Origin of the sequence: Enterobacter cloacae complex sp. IR5403 (assembly GCF_049238705.1) — a bacterium.
GTDB lineage: Bacteria > Pseudomonadota > Gammaproteobacteria > Enterobacterales > Enterobacteriaceae > Enterobacter > Enterobacter hormaechei_C.
On sequence record NZ_JBMKHP010000002.1, the window covers coordinates 268,497 to 284,499 of the forward strand.

Sequence of the window (16,003 nt, forward strand, 5' to 3'; positions counted from 1 at the left end):
AAGATAATGCTTCTCATTTTCAGGGCTGTGGGGAAGGGATGCAAGCGTTTGTCGCACAAGTTATTTGCCCGACGGTTGACAGCGGGGCGATGTGGGATTAGGTTAGCCGACGAAAATATAAATGATAATCATTATTGCTTCTTTTATCATTTTAAGGAGGATGATATGGACACGTCCCTGGCTGAGGAAGTTCAGCACACCGCGACCACGCTGCAAGCAGACAGCTTTTTCTTTATGTCGCCTTACCGCAGTTTCACCACGTCCGGCTGTTTTGCCCGTTTTTCTGAACCCGCCGTCGGCGGTGACGATCCGGCGGGTCCTTTCCAGCAGAAATTAGCTCAGGCTTTCCGGAATGCGAAAAACAGCGGCATTGCTCATCCGGTGATGGTAGGGGCGATCCCCTTCGATACCCGCAAACCGTCATCGCTGTTTATTCCGCAACGCTGGCAAACCTTCTCCCGCCCGGCGCGTCAGCAGTCCGCACGCTACGCCTCCGGCGCGCAGACGCTGAACGTGCAACAGCGCACCGAGATCCCGCCGCAGCCGGTTTTCGAGGAGATGGTCGCCCGCGCCGCGTCGCTCACCGCCACGCCGCAGGTGAATAAGGTGGTGCTGTCGCGCCTGATTGATATCGCCACCGACAAACAGATTGATAGCAGCGCGCTGATGGAGCGTCTTATCGCCCAGAACCCGGCGAGCTTTAATTTCCACGTACCGCTGGAAGACGGCGGCGTGCTGCTGGGCGCCAGCCCGGAACTGCTGCTGCGTAAAGAGGGCGCGCACTTTAGCTCGCTGCCGCTGGCGGGCTCTGCGCGCCGTCAGCCGGACGATGTGCTGGATCGCGAAGCGGGAACTAAGCTGCTGGCCTCCGAAAAAGACCGTCACGAGCACGACCTGGTAACCCAGGCGATGAAAACCATTCTGGAACCGCGCAGCCATCATCTGAGCATGCCGGCTTCCCCGCAGCTCATTACCACCCCAACGCTGTGGCACCTGGCGACGCCGGTAGAAGGTGACGCGCGTGAAAACGAGAACGCCCTGACGCTGGCCTGCCTGCTGCACCCGACGCCAGCGCTGAGCGGTTTCCCGCATCAGGCGGCAAAAGAGCTGATTGCCGAGCTGGAGCCGTTCGATCGTGAGCTGTTCGGCGGCATTGTCGGCTGGTGCGACAGCGAAGGTAACGGCGAGTGGGTGGTAACTATCCGCTGCGCGCGTCTGCATCAAAATACCGTTCGCCTGTTTGCCGGCGCGGGCATTGTGCCTGCTTCCTCCCCGGTGGGCGAGTGGCGCGAGACGGGCGTGAAGCTCTCCACCATGCTCAACGTGTTTGGTTTGCACTAAGGAATACTCATGACTATCCCTTTTACCCGCTGGCCTGAGGAGTTTGCCCGCCGCTACCGTGAAAAAGGCTACTGGCAGGATCGGCCGCTGACCCACATCCTGACGGACCATGCGGATAGCGATGCGGTCGCGATAATTGACGGCGATCGCCGCATCACCTACCGCGCGTTTAATCAGGCGGTGACGAATCTGGCGTCTGTCCTTCAGGCGCAGGGGCTGCATCGCGGCGAGACCGCGCTGGTGCAGCTCGGCAACGTGGCCGAGTTCTACATCACCTTCTTCGCGCTGCTGCAAATCGGCGTCGCACCGGTCAACGCGCTCTTTAGCCATCAGCGCAGCGAACTCAACGCCTACGCGGTGCAGATCAAACCCGCCGTGCTGATTGCCGACCGCGACCACGCGCTGTTTGCGGGCGATGATTTTCTCAATACCTTTGTGGATACGCATCGCTCGGTACGCGTCGTGCTGCTGCGCGGTGACAAGGGTGAACACGCGCTGGAGGCGGCGATCGCGCGCCCGGCGGACAATTTCATCCCGAACCCGACGCCCGCCGACGAAGTGGCGTTCTTCCAGCTCTCCGGCGGCAGCACCGGCACGCCGAAGCTGATCCCGCGTACGCATAACGATTACGACTACAGCATTCGCCGCAGCAACGAAATCTGCGGTATCACTGCGCGCACCCGCTATCTGAACGCGCTTCCCGCGGCGCATAACTACGCCATGAGCTCGCCGGGATCGTTAGGCGTTTTCACGGCGGGCGGCTGCGTGGTGCTGGCGAACGATCCGAGCGCCACGCTCTGCTTCCCGCTCATTGAACAGCATCAGATAAACGTCACCTCGCTGGTGCCGCCCGCGGTCAGCCTGTGGTTGCAGGCGATTGCCGACGGCGCGGGGAACGCCCAGCTGAAATCCCTCGAACTGCTCCAGGTAGGCGGCGCACGTCTCTCCGCCACGCTTGCGGCGCGTATTCCGGCGGAAATTGGCTGCCAGCTTCAGCAGGTGTTTGGCATGGCTGAAGGGCTGGTGAACTACACCGCCCTCGACGATGCGCCGGAGCGCATCATCAATACCCAGGGCCGCCCGATGTGCCCGGACGATGAAGTGTGGGTGGCGGACGAGGACGGCAACCCGCTGCCGCGCGGGGAAGTCGGGCGTCTGATGACACGCGGCCCTTACACCTTCCGCGGCTATTTCAATAGCCCGGAACACAACGCCAGCGCCTTTGATGCCAACGGTTTCTACTGCTCGGGCGATCTGATCGCCATCGATGAGCAGGGTTACATCACCGTGCAGGGGCGCGAGAAAGATCAGATCAACCGCGGTGGCGAGAAGATCGCCGCCGAAGAGATCGAAAACCTGCTGCTGCGCCACGACGCGGTGATCCACGCCGCGCTGGTGAGCATGGAGGACAGCCTGCTGGGCGAAAAAAGCTGCGCGTACCTGGTGGTGAAACAGCCCCTGCGCGCGGTGGAGGTGCGCCGCTTCCTGCGCGAGCAGGGCGTTGCCGAATTTAAGCTGCCGGACCGCGTGGAGAGCGTGGATGCGCTTCCGCTCACGCCGGTCGGCAAAGTTGATAAGAAACAGTTGCGCCTGTGGCTTGCTGAACGCGCCCGGGGCTGAGGAACAGAGAATGGCCATTCCAAAATTAACCGCATACGCGCTGCCAACCGCCGCCGAACTGCCGACCAGTAAAGTGAACTGGACGTTTGAGCCGGAGCGCGCCGCGCTGTTGATCCACGATATGCAGGAGTACTTCCTGAACTTCTGGGGCGAAAATAGCGACATGATGCAGCAGGTAGTGGCGAACATCGCTAAACTGCGCGCGTACTGCAAAGAGCACAATATTCCTGTCTACTACACCGCGCAGCCGAAAGATCAGAGCGATGAAGACCGCGCCCTGCTGAACGATATGTGGGGGCCGGGTCTGACTCGCTCACCGGAGCAGCAGTGCATCGTCGCTGAACTGACCCCGGACGAAGCGGACACCGTGCTGGTGAAGTGGCGCTACAGCGCGTTCCACCGCTCGCCGCTGGAGCAGATGCTGAAAGAGACCGGGCGCAACCAGCTTTTGATCACCGGCGTGTACGCCCACATCGGCTGCATGACCACCGCCACCGACGCCTTTATGCGCGACATCAAACCGTTCTTTATCGCCGACGCGCTGGCGGATTTCACCCGCGACGAGCACCTGATGTCGCTGAAATACGTGGCAGGACGTTCGGGCCGCGTGGTGATGACCGACGAGCTGCTGCCGTCCGTTCCGGCAACGAAAGCCGCGCTGCGTGAGCTGATCCTGCCGCTGCTGGACGAGTCCGACGAGCCGATGGATGACGAAAACCTGATCGACTACGGTCTGGATTCAGTGCGGATGATGGCGCTGGCCGCCCGCTGGCGCAAAGTGCACGGCGACATTGATTTCGTGATGCTGGCAAAAAATCCGACCCTCGATGCCTGGTGGGCGCTGCTCTCCCGCGAGGTGAAGTGATGGGTTTTGATTTCACCGGTAAAACCGTCTGGGTGACGGGCGCGGGTAAGGGCATTGGCTATGCGACCGCGCTGGCATTTGCGGAGGCCGGGGCGCAGGTGACCGGGTTCGATCTGGCTTTCCCTCACGGCGAATATCCGTTTGCCACCGAAACGCTGGACGTGGCGGATGCGGCACAGGTGAGTGACGTCTGCGGGCGTTTGCTCAGCAGCCTTGAGCGGCTCGACGTGCTGGTTAACGCGGCGGGCATTCTGCGTATGGGCGCGACGGATCAGCTCTCGCAGGAGGACTGGCAGCAGACCTTTGCGGTCAACGTCGGCGGCGCGTTCAACCTGTTCCAGCAGACGATGGGCCAGTTCCGTCGTCAGCAGGGTGGGGCGATTGTGACGGTGGCCTCTGACGCGGCGCACACGCCGCGCATCGGCATGAGCGCCTATGGCGCGTCGAAAGCGGCGCTGAAAAGCCTGGCGCTGACCGTCGGGCTGGAGCTGGCGGGCAGCGGCGTGCGCTGTAACCTGGTGTCGCCGGGTTCAACGGATACCGACATGCAGCGCACCCTGTGGACCAGCGATGATGCGGAACAGCGGCGCATTCGCGGCTTTGGCGAGCAGTTCAAGCTCGGCATTCCGCTCGGTAAAATTGCCCGTCCACAGGAGATTGCTGCGACCGTGCTGTTCCTGGCATCCGATGCCGCCAGCCATATCACCTTGCAGGATATCGTGGTGGACGGCGGCTCCACGCTGGGGGCGTAATGATCTGGAAACGTCATTTAACGCTCGAGGAGCTGAACGCCACCAGCCAGAACACAATGGTGGAGCACCTTGGCATCGTCTATACCCGCCTCGGGGACGATACGCTTGAAGCGGAGATGCCGGTGGATGCCCGCACGCACCAGCCGTTTGGCCTGCTGCATGGCGGCGCCTCAGCGGCGCTGGCGGAAACGCTGGGCTCAATGGCCGGTTTTCTGATGACCCGTGACGGGCAGAACGTGGTGGGCACGGAACTGAATGCCACGCATCACCGCGCGGTCTCTCACGGTAAGGTACGCGGCGTGTGTCAGCCGCTGCATCTGGGCCGTTCCAGCCAGAGCTGGGAGATCGTGGTGTTCGACGAGCAGGGGCGGCGGTGCTGTACCTGTCGGTTGAGTACGATGGTGTTGGGGTAAGTCATTCAGCTGAAAGTGATCGGCTTAACACTGTGGTGTAAATCTCTGGTTTGACCACGCATTATTGCGTTTCAAAGTTGTTAAATTTTATCCGTTGTTCTAGAAACAAAATGTAACATCTCACTGTTTCACAACAACGGACAACAACTATGAACAACTCAGGGAAATACCTAACGTGGGCGGTGCTCTCCGTGGTGGGAGCCTTTGCCCTGGGCTATATCGCCCTCAACCGGGGGGAACAGATCAACGCGCTGTGGATCGTCGTCGCCTCCGTCTGCATTTATCTGATCGCGTACCGTTTTTATGGCCGCTATATTGCGAAAAACGTGTTAGGGGTTGATGCCACGCGCATGACGCCTGCCGTGCGTCATAACGACGGTCTGGACTACGTGCCGACCGATAAAAAAGTGCTGTTCGGTCACCATTTCGCGGCGATTGCCGGGGCAGGCCCGCTGGTGGGGCCGGTACTGGCCGCGCAGATGGGCTACCTGCCAGGGATGATCTGGATCCTCGCGGGGGTGGTGCTGGCGGGCGCTGTGCAGGACTTCATGGTGCTGTTCGTCTCCACCCGCCGCGACGGTCGTTCGCTGGGTGAGCTGGTGAAAGAGGAGATGGGCGCAACCGCCGGGGTGATTGCGCTGGTGGCGACCTTTATGATCATGGTGATCATCCTCGCGGTGCTGGCGATGATCGTTGTGAAAGCCTTGACCCACAGCCCGTGGGGAACCTATACCGTCGCCTTCACCATTCCGCTGGCGCTGTTTATGGGGATCTATATCCGCTATCTGCGTCCGGGGCGCATTGGTGAAGTTTCAGTTATTGGCCTGGTGTTCCTGGTGTTTGCGATTATCTCCGGCGGCTGGGTAGCGGAAAGCCCGACCTGGGCGCCGTTCTTCGACTTCACCGGCGTGCAGCTGACCTGGATGCTGGTGGGCTACGGCTTCGTGGCGGCGGTGCTGCCGGTATGGCTGCTGCTGGCCCCGCGTGACTACCTCTCTACCTTCCTGAAAATCGGCACCATCGTCGGGCTGGCGATCGGCATTCTGATTATGCGCCCGACCCTGACCATGCCTGCGCTGACCAAATTTATTGACGGCACCGGCCCGGTCTGGACCGGCAACCTGTTCCCGTTCCTGTTTATCACCATCGCCTGTGGGGCGGTGTCGGGCTTCCACGCGCTGATCGCCTCCGGGACCACGCCGAAGATGCTGGCGAATGAAAATCAGGCCTGCCTGATTGGCTATGGCGGCATGCTGATGGAGTCCTTCGTGGCGATTATGGCGCTGGTTTCGGCCTGTATTATTGACCCGGGCGTTTACTTTGCGATGAACAGCCCAATGGCGGTACTGGCCCCGGCGGGCACCGTTGACGTGGTTGCCTCTGCCGCGCAGGTGGTCAGCGGCTGGGGCTTTGCGATTACCCCGGAAACGTTGACGCATATCGCCAACGAGGTCGGCGAGCAGTCGATTATCTCCCGTGCGGGCGGAGCGCCAACGCTGGCGGTGGGTATGGCCTACATTTTGCACGGCGCGCTGGGCGGGCTGATGGATGTCTCGTTCTGGTATCACTTCGCCATTCTGTTCGAGGCGCTGTTTATTCTGACGGCAGTGGATGCCGGTACGCGTGCGGCGCGCTTTATGTTGCAGGATCTGCTGGGGGTGATCTCCCCGAACCTGAAGCGTACCGATTCACTCCCGGCTAACCTGCTGGCGACGGCGCTGTGCGTGCTGGCGTGGGGCTACTTCCTGCATCAGGGCGTGGTCGATCCGTTGGGCGGGATTAACACCCTGTGGCCGCTGTTCGGTATCGCCAACCAGATGCTGGCGGGCATGGCGCTGATGCTCTGCGCGGTGGTGCTGTTCAAGATGAAGCGCCAGCGTTACGCATGGGTGGCGCTGGTGCCAACGGCGTGGCTGCTGATCTGTACCCTGACCGCGGGCTGGCAGAAAGCCTTCAGCCCGGACAACAAGGTGGGCTTCCTGGCGATCGCCAACAAGTTCCAGGCGATGATCGACAGCGGCAAGATCCCGGCACAGTACACCGAGTCGCAGCTGTCGCAGCTGGTGTTTAACAACCGTCTGGACGCCGGGCTGACCATCTTCTTTATGGTGGTGGTTGTGGTGCTGGCGTTGTATTCTCTGAAAACCGCGCTGGCGGCGTTGAAAGTCGACAAACCGACGGCGAAAGAGACACCGTATGAGCCAATGCCTGAGAACCTGGACGAGATTGTCACCCAGGCGAAAGGGGCGCATTAACATTACCAAACCCCCCTCACCCCAGCCCTCTCCCCACAGGGGCGAGGGTGTTAAAGTTCCCTCTCCCCTTTGGGGAGAGGGTCAGGGTGAGGGGAATACAAACGAGAAACTGATTATGTTCGACACCCTTTCCAAAGCAGGTAAATACCTGGGCCAGGCCGCTAAAATGATGATTGGCGTGCCGGATTACGACAACTACGTCGAGCATATGCGCGTCAACCACCCGGACCAGACGCCCATGACCTACGAAGAATTTTTCCGCGACCGCCAGGACGCCCGCTACGGCGGCAAGGGCGGGGCGAAGTGCTGTTAACCCTCTTTTGGTAAATAGAGGCTGATCTGCTCCTGTTTACAGCCGTAAATTGCCGCCAGCTTTTCGCGGGTGCGCTTTTGCGGTCGGGAGTCCAGCGCTTCAAGCTGTGACACGGCGGACTGGCTGATGCCAAGCTTCTCCGCCACCTCCTGCTGGGACATGCCGCGTAAAATGCGCCAGGCGGCCTGTAGGCTGACGTTTTGCCAGGTCATGATGCTGCATACTTCTCCGGGCAATTCCACGTCATCCAGACTATCGTGTTCGACTTCAATATCCTCCAGATCGTCGTCGGTTTCGTCGTCAATTTCTGACATCTGTAAGAGCATACGAAAATATTCGTGATAGGGAATAACGGCGTACTGCGTTTTCCCGTTATCGTCCTTGATTAGCTGAACAGCCATAGGTGGCACTCTCCTCATGCAGGTAAGTCGTTGAAGTTCTGCGCTTGACGGCCAAAACATAACAATGGTTATCAGGATTGTCCCGAAGCGTATAGACGATGCGGTAATCGCCTACGCGAAGCCGGAAATGATCTTCGGTCGCCGATATTTTTTTGATATCGGGCCGGGGAGCCGAGCGGTCATCCAGCTCAGTAAGCTTTACCTCAATGCGACGCTGATACCGCTCGTCAATTCTGGAAAATGCCTTTTTTGCACCATTGGACCAGACAATCTTCATCCGTACCTCCACTGTACGCCCACACAAAATATAAGGAAATAATAAGACTATTAGATAAATTCCGAATTTCTTATGGGCTACTGTAGAGCGGAGAAAAACCGCGAGAAAGCGGCAAACCGCGAATCGTCGAGGCGGCTCGAACAGGCCTCTGCCGGGCGACAGAGGCATACAGTAAACTTGCGATCAGGCGTTCAGACCGCCGTCGACATCCAGACCGGTGCCGGAAATTTGACCCGCGGCCCCAGCCCACGACTGGCGCCGGTAACCAGCGCCTTTTTACCTGTTAAATCGATCTGCATGATGACCTCGTTACGAGAGTGGAGAGAATCATCATTAGGTATAGTCCGTCGGCGCGATTAACGGCTGAAGGATTCCACCTTCTCAAACGCGGTGCGCAGAACCTCAGGCGTTAACGTCACCGGCAGATAGTGAATCGACTCCACCGGGCGCAGGGTGTGGGCAATGACCTTATCCAGCTCGTCGCGGTTGTGAATATCGACGTCCAGCTCGCGAAGCGTGGTCGGCAGATTGAAGCGCTGGTACGCCGCCACCAGCTGCGCCAGCACGTCGTCCTGACCGAGCAGGGCGCTCTGCACCAGAATGCCGTAGGCCACCTTGGTGCCGTGCAGGTATTTTTCCGTCTGCGGCAGCACGGTTAAGCCGTTGTGCACCGCGTGCGCTGCCGCCACGCGGGTGTAGCGCTCACCCAGACCGCCGACCATTCCGCCTCCGGCAATAATCGCGTCCACCACGTCCCGGAACGCCTGCGTCTGTTCGCCGCGCTGCTGATCCGCAAGCGCCTCTTCACTGCGTTCCAGCAGCACGTCGCGGATCGCCAGCGCACCGTTCAGGCCAAGACGCACGGTCAGCGGCAGACTCTCAGGTTGAGGGGCGAGCACCGCCGCTTCGTACCACTTCGCCAGCGTATCGCCGATGCCCGCCAGCAGGTATTCCGCCGGGGTGTTAAGGATGATCTGCGGCTCCACCAGCACCAGAAAGTTGGCGTCGTCAAAAATCTCAAACTGTAGCGCCTGACCGGCATCGTTGTACCACACGGAGAGGGGCGTCCACGCCGCGCAGGTGGCGGCGATAGTGGGAATGCCCACGAACGGCACGCCCAGACGACGCGCCACGGCCTTGACGGTATCCATTACCGCGCCGCCGCCCACGCCAATCACCACGCTGGCTTCACTTCCCGATTCGTTCACCAGATGAGTGACGTCACGCTCGCTGCAATGGCCCTTAAACAACAGATGTTTTGCCCCCGTCGCGTTAAAACTCTGCGGCAGATAAGGGCGTGCGCCCTCGATTGCCCGCTCGCCGTAGATCCACACTGCGCGGGAAAGCTGTTCCGGAGTAAAGAAATCATCCAGGTGCGCAAGGCTTCCCGGATGAGAGTAGTAGTTCGCCGGGCCAGGCACGACGCGGATATCGGTGTTGCTCATGAAGTTGTCCTTTTTTAGCAAGCGCTAACCCGATGTTATGTCTGGACATCCGGATGGCTAATAATATTTCGCTTTATCTTATGCCTTTTCCGTCGTTGTCAGTCAACAGGAGCTGTGAAAAATTCGCTAAATCAGAAGAGTAATGAAGGATTTACGCGGATGGTTTCCAGTCGCCTTGAGATGCGCGGTATCAGTCTGGCCTTTTCCGGCTTTCAGGCCCTGTCGCGCGTGGATTTCACCCTGAACGGCGGGTCGGTGCATGCGCTGACCGGCGCCAACGGCGCGGGGAAATCGACGCTGATGGCGGTGCTGTGCGGGACGCACGATCGTTATGAAGGCGAAATCTGCATTAACAACCAGCCGGTAAGTATCCGCGAGCCGCTGGACGCTAAACGACTGGGTATCCACCTTGTGCAGCAGGAGGTGGATGTGGCGCTCATCCCCGGGTTAAGCATTGCCGAAAACATCATGCTCGACCAGCTGGCGCATCCGGGGCACCGCTACAGCTGGCGCGCGGTTCGTCAGCAGGCGCGGCAGGCGCTGGCGCAGCTGGATGTTTCGCTCGACGTACGCCGCTCCATCGACAGCTGCACGCTGGCCGAAAAGCAGCAGATTTTGCTGGCGCGGGCGCTGTCGCACCACTGCCGTTTTTTGATTCTTGATGAACCCACCGCGCCGCTGGACGCGCACGAGAGCGAGCGTCTGTTTGCGGTAGTAAGACGTCTGCAACAGCAGGGCATCGGCGTGGTGTTTATCTCTCACCGCATTCACGAGCTGAAGGCCATCTGCGACACCCTGACGGTGCTGCGCGACGGCAGGCTGATTGAGTCCGGCCCGATGGCGGATCTGAGCGGAGAGGAGATCGTCGAGAAGATGCTCGGCCACGAGCTGAGCGATATCTATCCGCCCCCGCGTCCGCCGCACGGTGAAGAGACGCTGCTGCGGGTGGAAGGGCTGCACGACGACGCGCTGCTGAAAGATATCTCCCTGCACCTGCGCAAAGGCGAAATCCTCGGCATTGCCGGGCTGGCGGGAGCGGGGAAAACGGAACTCTGCAAGGCGCTGTTTGGCGCCAGCAAAAGCCGCGTCGCGAGCGGCGAGCTGAACCATCAGGCCTGGAAACCGCGCGACCCGGCAGACTCGGTGCTGCGCGGTCTGGCGCTGGTGCCGGAGGAGCGGCGCAAAGAGGGCATTTTTATCGACGAGCCGGTGAGCATGAACCTTGCCGTGTGCGCCGATAACAGCTTCTCGCGCTGGAGCCTGTTTGGTCATCGTCAGGCGTGGCGCTGGGCAGAAGAGGTGATTGCCCGCGTCGGCGTGCGCACGCGCGGGCCGGGGCAGGTGCTGCGTCGGCTTTCCGGCGGTAACCAGCAGAAGGTCGCCATCGGGAAATGGCTGCGCAATGACGCCAGCGTGCTGATATTCGACGAGCCGACTAAAGGCGTGGACGTGAAGGCCAAAACCGATCTGTTTCAGCTGATCGACGGCCTGGCGCGCGAGGGCAAAGGTGTCATATACGCCTCGGGCGAGTTCGCCGAGCTGGTCGGGCTGTGCGACCGCATCTGCGTGCTGTGGGACGGACGCATCGTGGCGGAAATCGCCGGGGCCGAAGCCCGGGAAGAGACACTACTTTATTATTCAACCGGAGGAACGGCGTCGTGAGCAAGGCCCTTTCAGTGAACTCGGCGGCGTCTGGCCGTCAGCAGATTTTCGATTTTCTTTATAAGTGGGGCATGCTGCTGACCGTCGTCGCGCTGGTGGCCGTCTTTGGCCTGGCGTCGGACAGCTTCCTCGATCCGAACAACATCATCAACATTCTGCGCGCGATCGCCATCGTGACGGTGATTGCCGTTGGCGTGTCGATCTCCCTGACCGTCGGCGGGTTCGATCTCTCGGTGGGGTCAACCGCGTCGCTGGCGAACGCGCTGGTGATTTCGCTTTTCGTCTGGCACGGCTTCGGCACCACCGAGTCGATTCTGATCACCCTTGCGCTCTGCACGCTGGTCGGCCTGTTTAACGCCTTTCTGATCGTCATTCTGCGCATTCCGGACATGCTCGCGACCCTTGCCAGCCTGTTTGTCATCCAGGGCGTGGCGATGACCTACAGCTACGGCGGGTCGATTACCGAGAACATGGTGCTGCCGAGCGGCGACATGGCGGAAGGGACCATTCCGGCGGCGTTCAGCCTGCTCGGGCAGGTGCCGACCATTGTGATCGTCATGCTGGTGGTGACGATTCTTGCGCAACTGGGCCTGTCGCTGACCACCCACGGACGCCGGATGTACGCCATTGGCGGCAACCCGGAAGCCGCGCGACTCTCCGGCATTCGCACCACGCGCTACAAGGTGGCGGCCTACGTAATTGCCTCGCTGCTGGCGGGGCTGGGCGGCATTCTGCTGGCCTCGCGCATTGGGTCGTCGCAGGTGAATGCGGGCGGCGGCTACCTGATGGATGCGGTGGCGGCGGCATGGATTGGCTTCTCGCTGGCCGGGTCCGGCAAGCCGAACGCGCTGGGCACGCTGGTGGGGGCGGTGATCCTCGGCGTGCTCTCCAACGGGCTGGTGATGCTCTCCGTGCCGTATTACGCCATGGACATTATAAAAGGGCTGGTGCTCGCGGTGGCGCTGGCGATTACTTACATACAAAAACGCTGACAACACAACGGGATAATGAATGAAAAAGATTGCACTCTCTTTGGTGGCTCTTGGGTTACTCACTGCTCTGCCGGGCCTGGCGGCTACCCCCGCGCCGGTTCCGGCTGCCATTGCGAACCATGACGGCCCCATTCGCATCGCGGTGATCCGCAACCTGGGCTCGGACGACAACACCACGCAGTTTGTTGCCGGGGCGATTCAGGAAGGGAAAAAGCTCGGCTTTAAGGTCAGCACGTTTTTAAGTAACGGGGACGACGCCAGATTCCAGGACTTCGTTAACCAGGCCATCAGCCAGAAATACGACGGGATTATTCTCTCTCAGGGGCGCGATCCGTACTCCACCGCGCTGGTAAAAAAGGCGGTGGATGCCGGGATCAAAGTTTCGGTGTTTGATACCGCCGTGAACGGCGAGATCCCGGGCGTAACCGTTACCCAGCAGGACGATGCCTCCCTGACCAACCTCTCTTTTGGTCAACTGGCGAAAGATTTCAACGGCAGGGCCAATATCGTCAAGCTGTGGGTCGCGGGTTTCCCGCCGATGGAGCGCCGTCAGGCGGCGTATAAAGAACTGCAAAAGCAGTATCCGGAGATTAAAGAGCTGGAGTCCATCGGCGCGGTCTCCTCTGACGTGCAGGGCGACACCGCCAACAAGGTGGGGGCGATCCTGGCGAAATACCCGAAAGGTAAAATCGACGCCATCTGGGGGACCTGGGATGCCTTCAGCCAGGGCGCGTATAAGGCGCTGAAAGAGAACGGCCGCACCGAGATCAAGCTCTACAGCATCGACATCTCCAACCAGGATTTACAGCTGATGCGTGAGCCGGGTAGCCCGTGGAAGGTGAGCGTGGCGGTAGATCCGAAGCTGATTGGCGCGACCAACGTACGCCTGATCGCCAATAAGATTGCCGGAGAAGCGACGCCTGCCACCTACGATTTCAAGGCGGCGGCTATTCCGCAGGCGCTGCTGACCGCCCAGCCGGGCGCGGTGAACGTGGCGTCGCTGGGGAAAATCATTCCGGGCTGGGGCCAGACGGAAGATTTTATCGCGCCGTGGTTTGCGACGCTGGAAGCCAGGTCAAAATAATGCCCGGTAGCGCTTCGCTTACCGGGCCTACGGTGTTGTAGGCCGGATAAGGCGCAGCCGCCATCCGGCGAAAGGACTTACACATGTCTGCATTACCTCAACCCGAATACAGCCGCAATATGCGGCTAATTGGCCATAGCGACCAGGGCGGTCGTCCGGATGGTGTACAGCTGATGGTGCACCGTGGTTTCGCCTGGATCGGCCATATGGTGTCGCAGGGCTTTTCCATCGTTGATGTGCGCGATCCGAAAAATCCAAAAGCCGCAGGTTACGTGCCCGCGCCGCCGGGGACCTGGAACGTACATCTCCAGGCGCACGACGATTTGCTGCTGGTCATCAACGCCCGGGATCTGTTTGCCGATGCGCGTTTTGCCGATGAGAAGATCTACTACACCCGCCAGGTGGGGGAGACCGTCAGCGACGTGCAGGATAAAGGCTGGAGCGCCGGGCTTCGCGTCTTTGATATCTCCAAGCCGGACAGGCCGCGCGAAATCGGCTTTCTGTCGCTGAGCGGCATCGGCATTCACCGCATCTGGTACGTCGGTGGCCGCTGGGCGTACGTGTCGGCGCTGATCGACGGCTTTACCGACTACATTTTTCTGACTATCGACCTGGCCGACCCGCGCAAGCCTGAAGTGGCGGGGCGCTGGTGGCTGCCCGGGATGAACCAGGCCGAAGGCGAACAGCCGGACTGGCCGGAAGGGAAACGTTACGCGCTGCACCATGCGATTATTGCCGGCGATACGGCGTACGGCAGCTGGCGCGACGGCGGCCTGACGCTCCTAGACGTGAAGGATCGCACCCGGCCTAAGCTCATTAGCCACCGTAACTGGAGCCCGCCGTTTGGCGGTGGGACGCACACCGCGCTGCCGCTGCCGGACCGCGATCTGCTGGTGGTGCTGGATGAAGCGGTGCTGGATAACCAGCAGGACGGCGAGAAGCTGATCTGGCTGTTTGATATCCGCGAGCCGTCGAACCCGGTAAGTATCTCTACCTTCCCGCAGCCGGATGAAACCGACTACGTGGCGAAAGGGGCGCATTTCGGCCCGCACAACCTGCACGAGAACCGGCCGGGGAGCTTTATCAGCTCAACGCTGATCTTCGCGACGTACCAGAACGCAGGCGTGCGCGCGTATGACATTTCCAATCCGTATCGCCCGGTGGAAACGGGGGCGCTGGTGCCTGCCGCGCCTGCGAAGATGATGGATACGCGGCCGAATCGTCCGCAGGTGATCCAGTCGTGCGACGTGTTTGTGGATGCGCAGGGGATTATTTACAGCACGGATTATAACGGTGGGTTGTCGGTGATTGAGTATTTGGGGTGAGTGCGGTTTGATGCCCTCACCCCGGCCCTCTCCCACAGGGAGAGGGAGAAAATCAGCTGTACTGCCGCACCCTTGCCACCAGCTCTTCTGCGCTGTCGATACGGTCGGCAATCACAATCAGCGCTTTACCGAGCGTTATCGCATGGCGCAGGCACTCGTGGCGCATCGCCTCGTCCTGGATGGTGTCGATATCCGCCACGTGGGAAAGCCCGACGCTGCGGCGAATCAGCTCGGTGCCACAGAATCCGATGGCGTCATGCCAGACCTTTTTCAGAAACGCGGAGGCATAGCCCGGCGCGCTGAGTGCGGCGTCGCGGGCTTTCTCGTTCGCCAGCGCCTGGAAGCGTTCCGCGAAGTTGTTCCACAGCTCCTGAATATCGGTCAGGCGCTGCTCGCGCGCGGCGGCGGCATCGCGAATGCCGAGATGACCCGGCAGGCCGCAGAAGTTCAGCAGCAGGTTGCCGATGGCGGTGCCGACGTCAAAACCGATTGGGCCGAAATAGCCGAACTCAGCGTCGATGGCCTTCAGGCTGCCGTCGGCCACAAAAATCGAGCCGCTGTGGATGTCCCCGTGCAGCAGGGCTTCGGCGTGCGAGAAAAAGCGGTGCTTGAGGGAGGCCACGGCGATTTTAAGCTGGGCGTCGTCGCGCAGGGCGGCGACGTCATTTTCCAGCTCGGCCGGGTAGCTGTTGCGCGCGTGGATCTGGTACGGATCGTTGAAGAACAGATCTTCGGTGATCTCGCACATCTCCGGGTTGATGAATTTTGCCACCTGCGCTTTTTTCTCGTGCGGATGCAGATAAAAGTCGCTGGTGTGGAACAGGGTGTGAGCCAGATATTCCCCCAGCTGATGCGCTGCCTGGGGGTAATAATTATTTTTGATCAGCTCGCCGCGCCAGATGCGATGGCTGGAGAGATCTTCCATCACCATCACCGCCAGTTCCGGATCAAAGTGGTGGATTTTCACCGTGTGCTGCGGGCTGTGCTGGTAATGCTCGACCAGGGTTTGCGCTTCAAGACGGGCGCGGTCCAGCGTCAGCGGCCAGGATTCGCCGACGCAGCGTACATAGGGCAGCGCCTGCTTAACGACGATGCGGCTCACGCCCGCGCCGTCGAAAATTTTAAAGACCAGGTTGAGGTTGCCGTCGCCGATTTCCTGCGCCTCTACCAGCGATGAAGGATCGTCAAGTCCGCCAAACTGCCTGGCATACTCCACGGCATCCTGAGCGGTAAAGGTACGGTATTGCGACATGGCCTG

At 60.4% G+C, this 16,003-nt stretch carries 15 protein-coding genes; 11 read left to right on the forward strand and 4 right to left on the reverse strand.

From position 1 onward, the window contains the following. Positions 1 to 165: 165 nt before the first annotated feature. The 7 genes from entC to ACOTW6_RS04250 all read left to right on the forward strand — a co-directional run bounded on the left by entC (position 166) and on the right by ACOTW6_RS04250 (position 7,559). The gene (entC, locus tag ACOTW6_RS04220) at positions 166 to 1,341 is read left to right on the forward strand and encodes an isochorismate synthase EntC (RefSeq protein WP_032608824.1); all 1,176 of its coding nucleotides are present in this window, start codon (positions 166 to 168) and stop codon (positions 1,339 to 1,341) included. Positions 1,342 to 1,350: 9 nt separating this feature from the next. Then, positions 1,351 to 2,961 (forward strand): (2,3-dihydroxybenzoyl)adenylate synthase EntE, encoded by a 1,611-nt coding sequence (gene entE, locus ACOTW6_RS04225; RefSeq protein WP_213788915.1) that lies wholly within the window; start codon positions 1,351 to 1,353, stop codon positions 2,959 to 2,961. Between the two features lie 10 nt (positions 2,962 to 2,971). Beyond that, positions 2,972 to 3,826, forward strand: coding sequence for an isochorismatase (locus ACOTW6_RS04230; protein ID WP_121479210.1), 855 nt, complete (start codon positions 2,972 to 2,974; stop codon positions 3,824 to 3,826). Beyond that, a complete protein-coding gene (gene entA / locus ACOTW6_RS04235; protein ID WP_176691873.1) occupies positions 3,826 to 4,578 on the forward strand; it encodes a 2,3-dihydro-2,3-dihydroxybenzoate dehydrogenase EntA in 753 nt (250 codons plus the stop codon). The genes ACOTW6_RS04230 and entA overlap by 1 nt, the downstream gene beginning before the upstream one ends. Beyond that, positions 4,578 to 4,991 (forward strand): proofreading thioesterase EntH, encoded by a 414-nt coding sequence (gene entH, locus ACOTW6_RS04240; protein ID WP_032647647.1) that lies wholly within the window; start codon positions 4,578 to 4,580, stop codon positions 4,989 to 4,991. Before entA ends, entH begins: the two co-directional genes overlap by 1 nt. Positions 4,992 to 5,140: 149 nt before the next feature. Beyond that, on the forward strand, positions 5,141 to 7,246 hold the full coding sequence (cstA, locus tag ACOTW6_RS04245) for a pyruvate/proton symporter CstA (RefSeq protein ID WP_047737918.1): 2,106 nt from the start codon (positions 5,141 to 5,143) through the stop codon (positions 7,244 to 7,246). Positions 7,247 to 7,361: 115 nt separating this feature from the next. After that, complete coding sequence (locus ACOTW6_RS04250) at positions 7,362 to 7,559, forward strand: YbdD/YjiX family protein (RefSeq protein ID WP_006809671.1); 198 nt, start codon at positions 7,362 to 7,364, stop codon at positions 7,557 to 7,559. Here ACOTW6_RS04250 and ACOTW6_RS04255 read toward each other — a convergent pair. The 3 genes from ACOTW6_RS04255 to ACOTW6_RS04265 form a co-directional block, all read right to left on the reverse strand. Then, positions 7,556 to 7,960 carry a helix-turn-helix domain-containing protein gene (locus tag ACOTW6_RS04255; protein ID WP_032670385.1) on the reverse strand — a complete coding sequence of 135 codons (405 nt, stop codon included), beginning with the start codon at positions 7,958 to 7,960 and terminating at the stop codon, positions 7,556 to 7,558. The genes ACOTW6_RS04250 and ACOTW6_RS04255 overlap by 4 nt on opposite strands. After that, positions 7,932 to 8,237, reverse strand: coding sequence for a type II toxin-antitoxin system RelE family toxin (locus tag ACOTW6_RS04260; RefSeq protein WP_045142683.1), 306 nt, complete (start codon positions 8,235 to 8,237; stop codon positions 7,932 to 7,934). Before ACOTW6_RS04260 ends, ACOTW6_RS04255 begins: the two co-directional genes overlap by 29 nt. A gap of 356 nt (positions 8,238 to 8,593) precedes the next feature. After that, a complete protein-coding gene (locus ACOTW6_RS04265; RefSeq protein ID WP_121479208.1) occupies positions 8,594 to 9,682 on the reverse strand; it encodes an oxidoreductase in 1,089 nt (362 codons plus the stop codon). A 159-nt stretch (positions 9,683 to 9,841) separates the two neighbouring features. On the opposite strand from ACOTW6_RS04265, the gene ACOTW6_RS04270 reads away from it, so the two are divergent. The 4 genes from ACOTW6_RS04270 (at position 9,842) to ACOTW6_RS04285 (ending at position 14,745) form a co-directional block, all read left to right on the forward strand. Then, complete coding sequence (locus ACOTW6_RS04270; protein WP_062932220.1) at positions 9,842 to 11,344, forward strand: sugar ABC transporter ATP-binding protein; 1,503 nt, start codon at positions 9,842 to 9,844, stop codon at positions 11,342 to 11,344. Next, positions 11,341 to 12,336, forward strand: a complete 996-nt coding sequence (locus ACOTW6_RS04275) for an ABC transporter permease (protein ID WP_062932219.1) — start codon at positions 11,341 to 11,343, stop codon at positions 12,334 to 12,336. Before ACOTW6_RS04270 ends, ACOTW6_RS04275 begins: the two co-directional genes overlap by 4 nt. 19 nt (positions 12,337 to 12,355) lie before the next feature. Then, the gene (locus ACOTW6_RS04280; RefSeq protein ID WP_062932218.1) at positions 12,356 to 13,420 is read left to right on the forward strand and encodes a sugar ABC transporter substrate-binding protein; all 1,065 of its coding nucleotides are present in this window, start codon (positions 12,356 to 12,358) and stop codon (positions 13,418 to 13,420) included. Between the two features lie 83 nt (positions 13,421 to 13,503). Beyond that, entirely contained in the window at positions 13,504 to 14,745 is a 1,242-nt protein-coding gene (locus ACOTW6_RS04285) for an LVIVD repeat-containing protein (protein ID WP_062932217.1), read from the forward strand. Positions 14,746 to 14,797: 52 nt separating this feature from the next. Here the strand turns inward: ACOTW6_RS04285 and mtnK are convergent, their stop codons facing one another. Beyond that, positions 14,798 to 15,997: an S-methyl-5-thioribose kinase gene (gene mtnK, locus ACOTW6_RS04290; protein WP_062932216.1), complete on the reverse strand. Its 1,200-nt coding sequence runs from the start codon at positions 15,995 to 15,997 to the stop codon at positions 14,798 to 14,800. Positions 15,998 to 16,003: the final 6 nt, after the last annotated feature.

What these genes read in the sequence shown, in the direction of transcription:
- entE (WP_213788915.1), top strand. Translation starts at nt 1,351, where the DNA reads ATGACTATCCCTTTTACCCGCTGGCCTGAGGAGTTTGCCCGCCGCTAC.
- ACOTW6_RS04255 (WP_032670385.1), bottom strand. Translation starts at nt 7,960, where the DNA reads ATGGCTGTTCAGCTAATCAAGGACGATAACGGGAAAACGCAGTACGCC.
- ACOTW6_RS04230 (WP_121479210.1), top strand. Translation starts at nt 2,972, where the DNA reads ATGGCCATTCCAAAATTAACCGCATACGCGCTGCCAACCGCCGCCGAA.
- entC (WP_032608824.1), top strand. Translation starts at nt 166, where the DNA reads ATGGACACGTCCCTGGCTGAGGAAGTTCAGCACACCGCGACCACGCTG.
- ACOTW6_RS04260 (WP_045142683.1), bottom strand. Translation starts at nt 8,237, where the DNA reads ATGAAGATTGTCTGGTCCAATGGTGCAAAAAAGGCATTTTCCAGAATT.
- ACOTW6_RS04270 (WP_062932220.1), top strand. Translation starts at nt 9,842, where the DNA reads ATGGTTTCCAGTCGCCTTGAGATGCGCGGTATCAGTCTGGCCTTTTCC.
- entA (WP_176691873.1), top strand. Translation starts at nt 3,826, where the DNA reads ATGGGTTTTGATTTCACCGGTAAAACCGTCTGGGTGACGGGCGCGGGT.
- ACOTW6_RS04280 (WP_062932218.1), top strand. Translation starts at nt 12,356, where the DNA reads ATGAAAAAGATTGCACTCTCTTTGGTGGCTCTTGGGTTACTCACTGCT.
- ACOTW6_RS04285 (WP_062932217.1), top strand. Translation starts at nt 13,504, where the DNA reads ATGTCTGCATTACCTCAACCCGAATACAGCCGCAATATGCGGCTAATT.
- ACOTW6_RS04250 (WP_006809671.1), top strand. Translation starts at nt 7,362, where the DNA reads ATGTTCGACACCCTTTCCAAAGCAGGTAAATACCTGGGCCAGGCCGCT.
- mtnK (WP_062932216.1), bottom strand. Translation starts at nt 15,997, where the DNA reads ATGTCGCAATACCGTACCTTTACCGCTCAGGATGCCGTGGAGTATGCC.
- cstA (WP_047737918.1), top strand. Translation starts at nt 5,141, where the DNA reads ATGAACAACTCAGGGAAATACCTAACGTGGGCGGTGCTCTCCGTGGTG.
- ACOTW6_RS04265 (WP_121479208.1), bottom strand. Translation starts at nt 9,682, where the DNA reads ATGAGCAACACCGATATCCGCGTCGTGCCTGGCCCGGCGAACTACTAC.
- entH (WP_032647647.1), top strand. Translation starts at nt 4,578, where the DNA reads ATGATCTGGAAACGTCATTTAACGCTCGAGGAGCTGAACGCCACCAGC.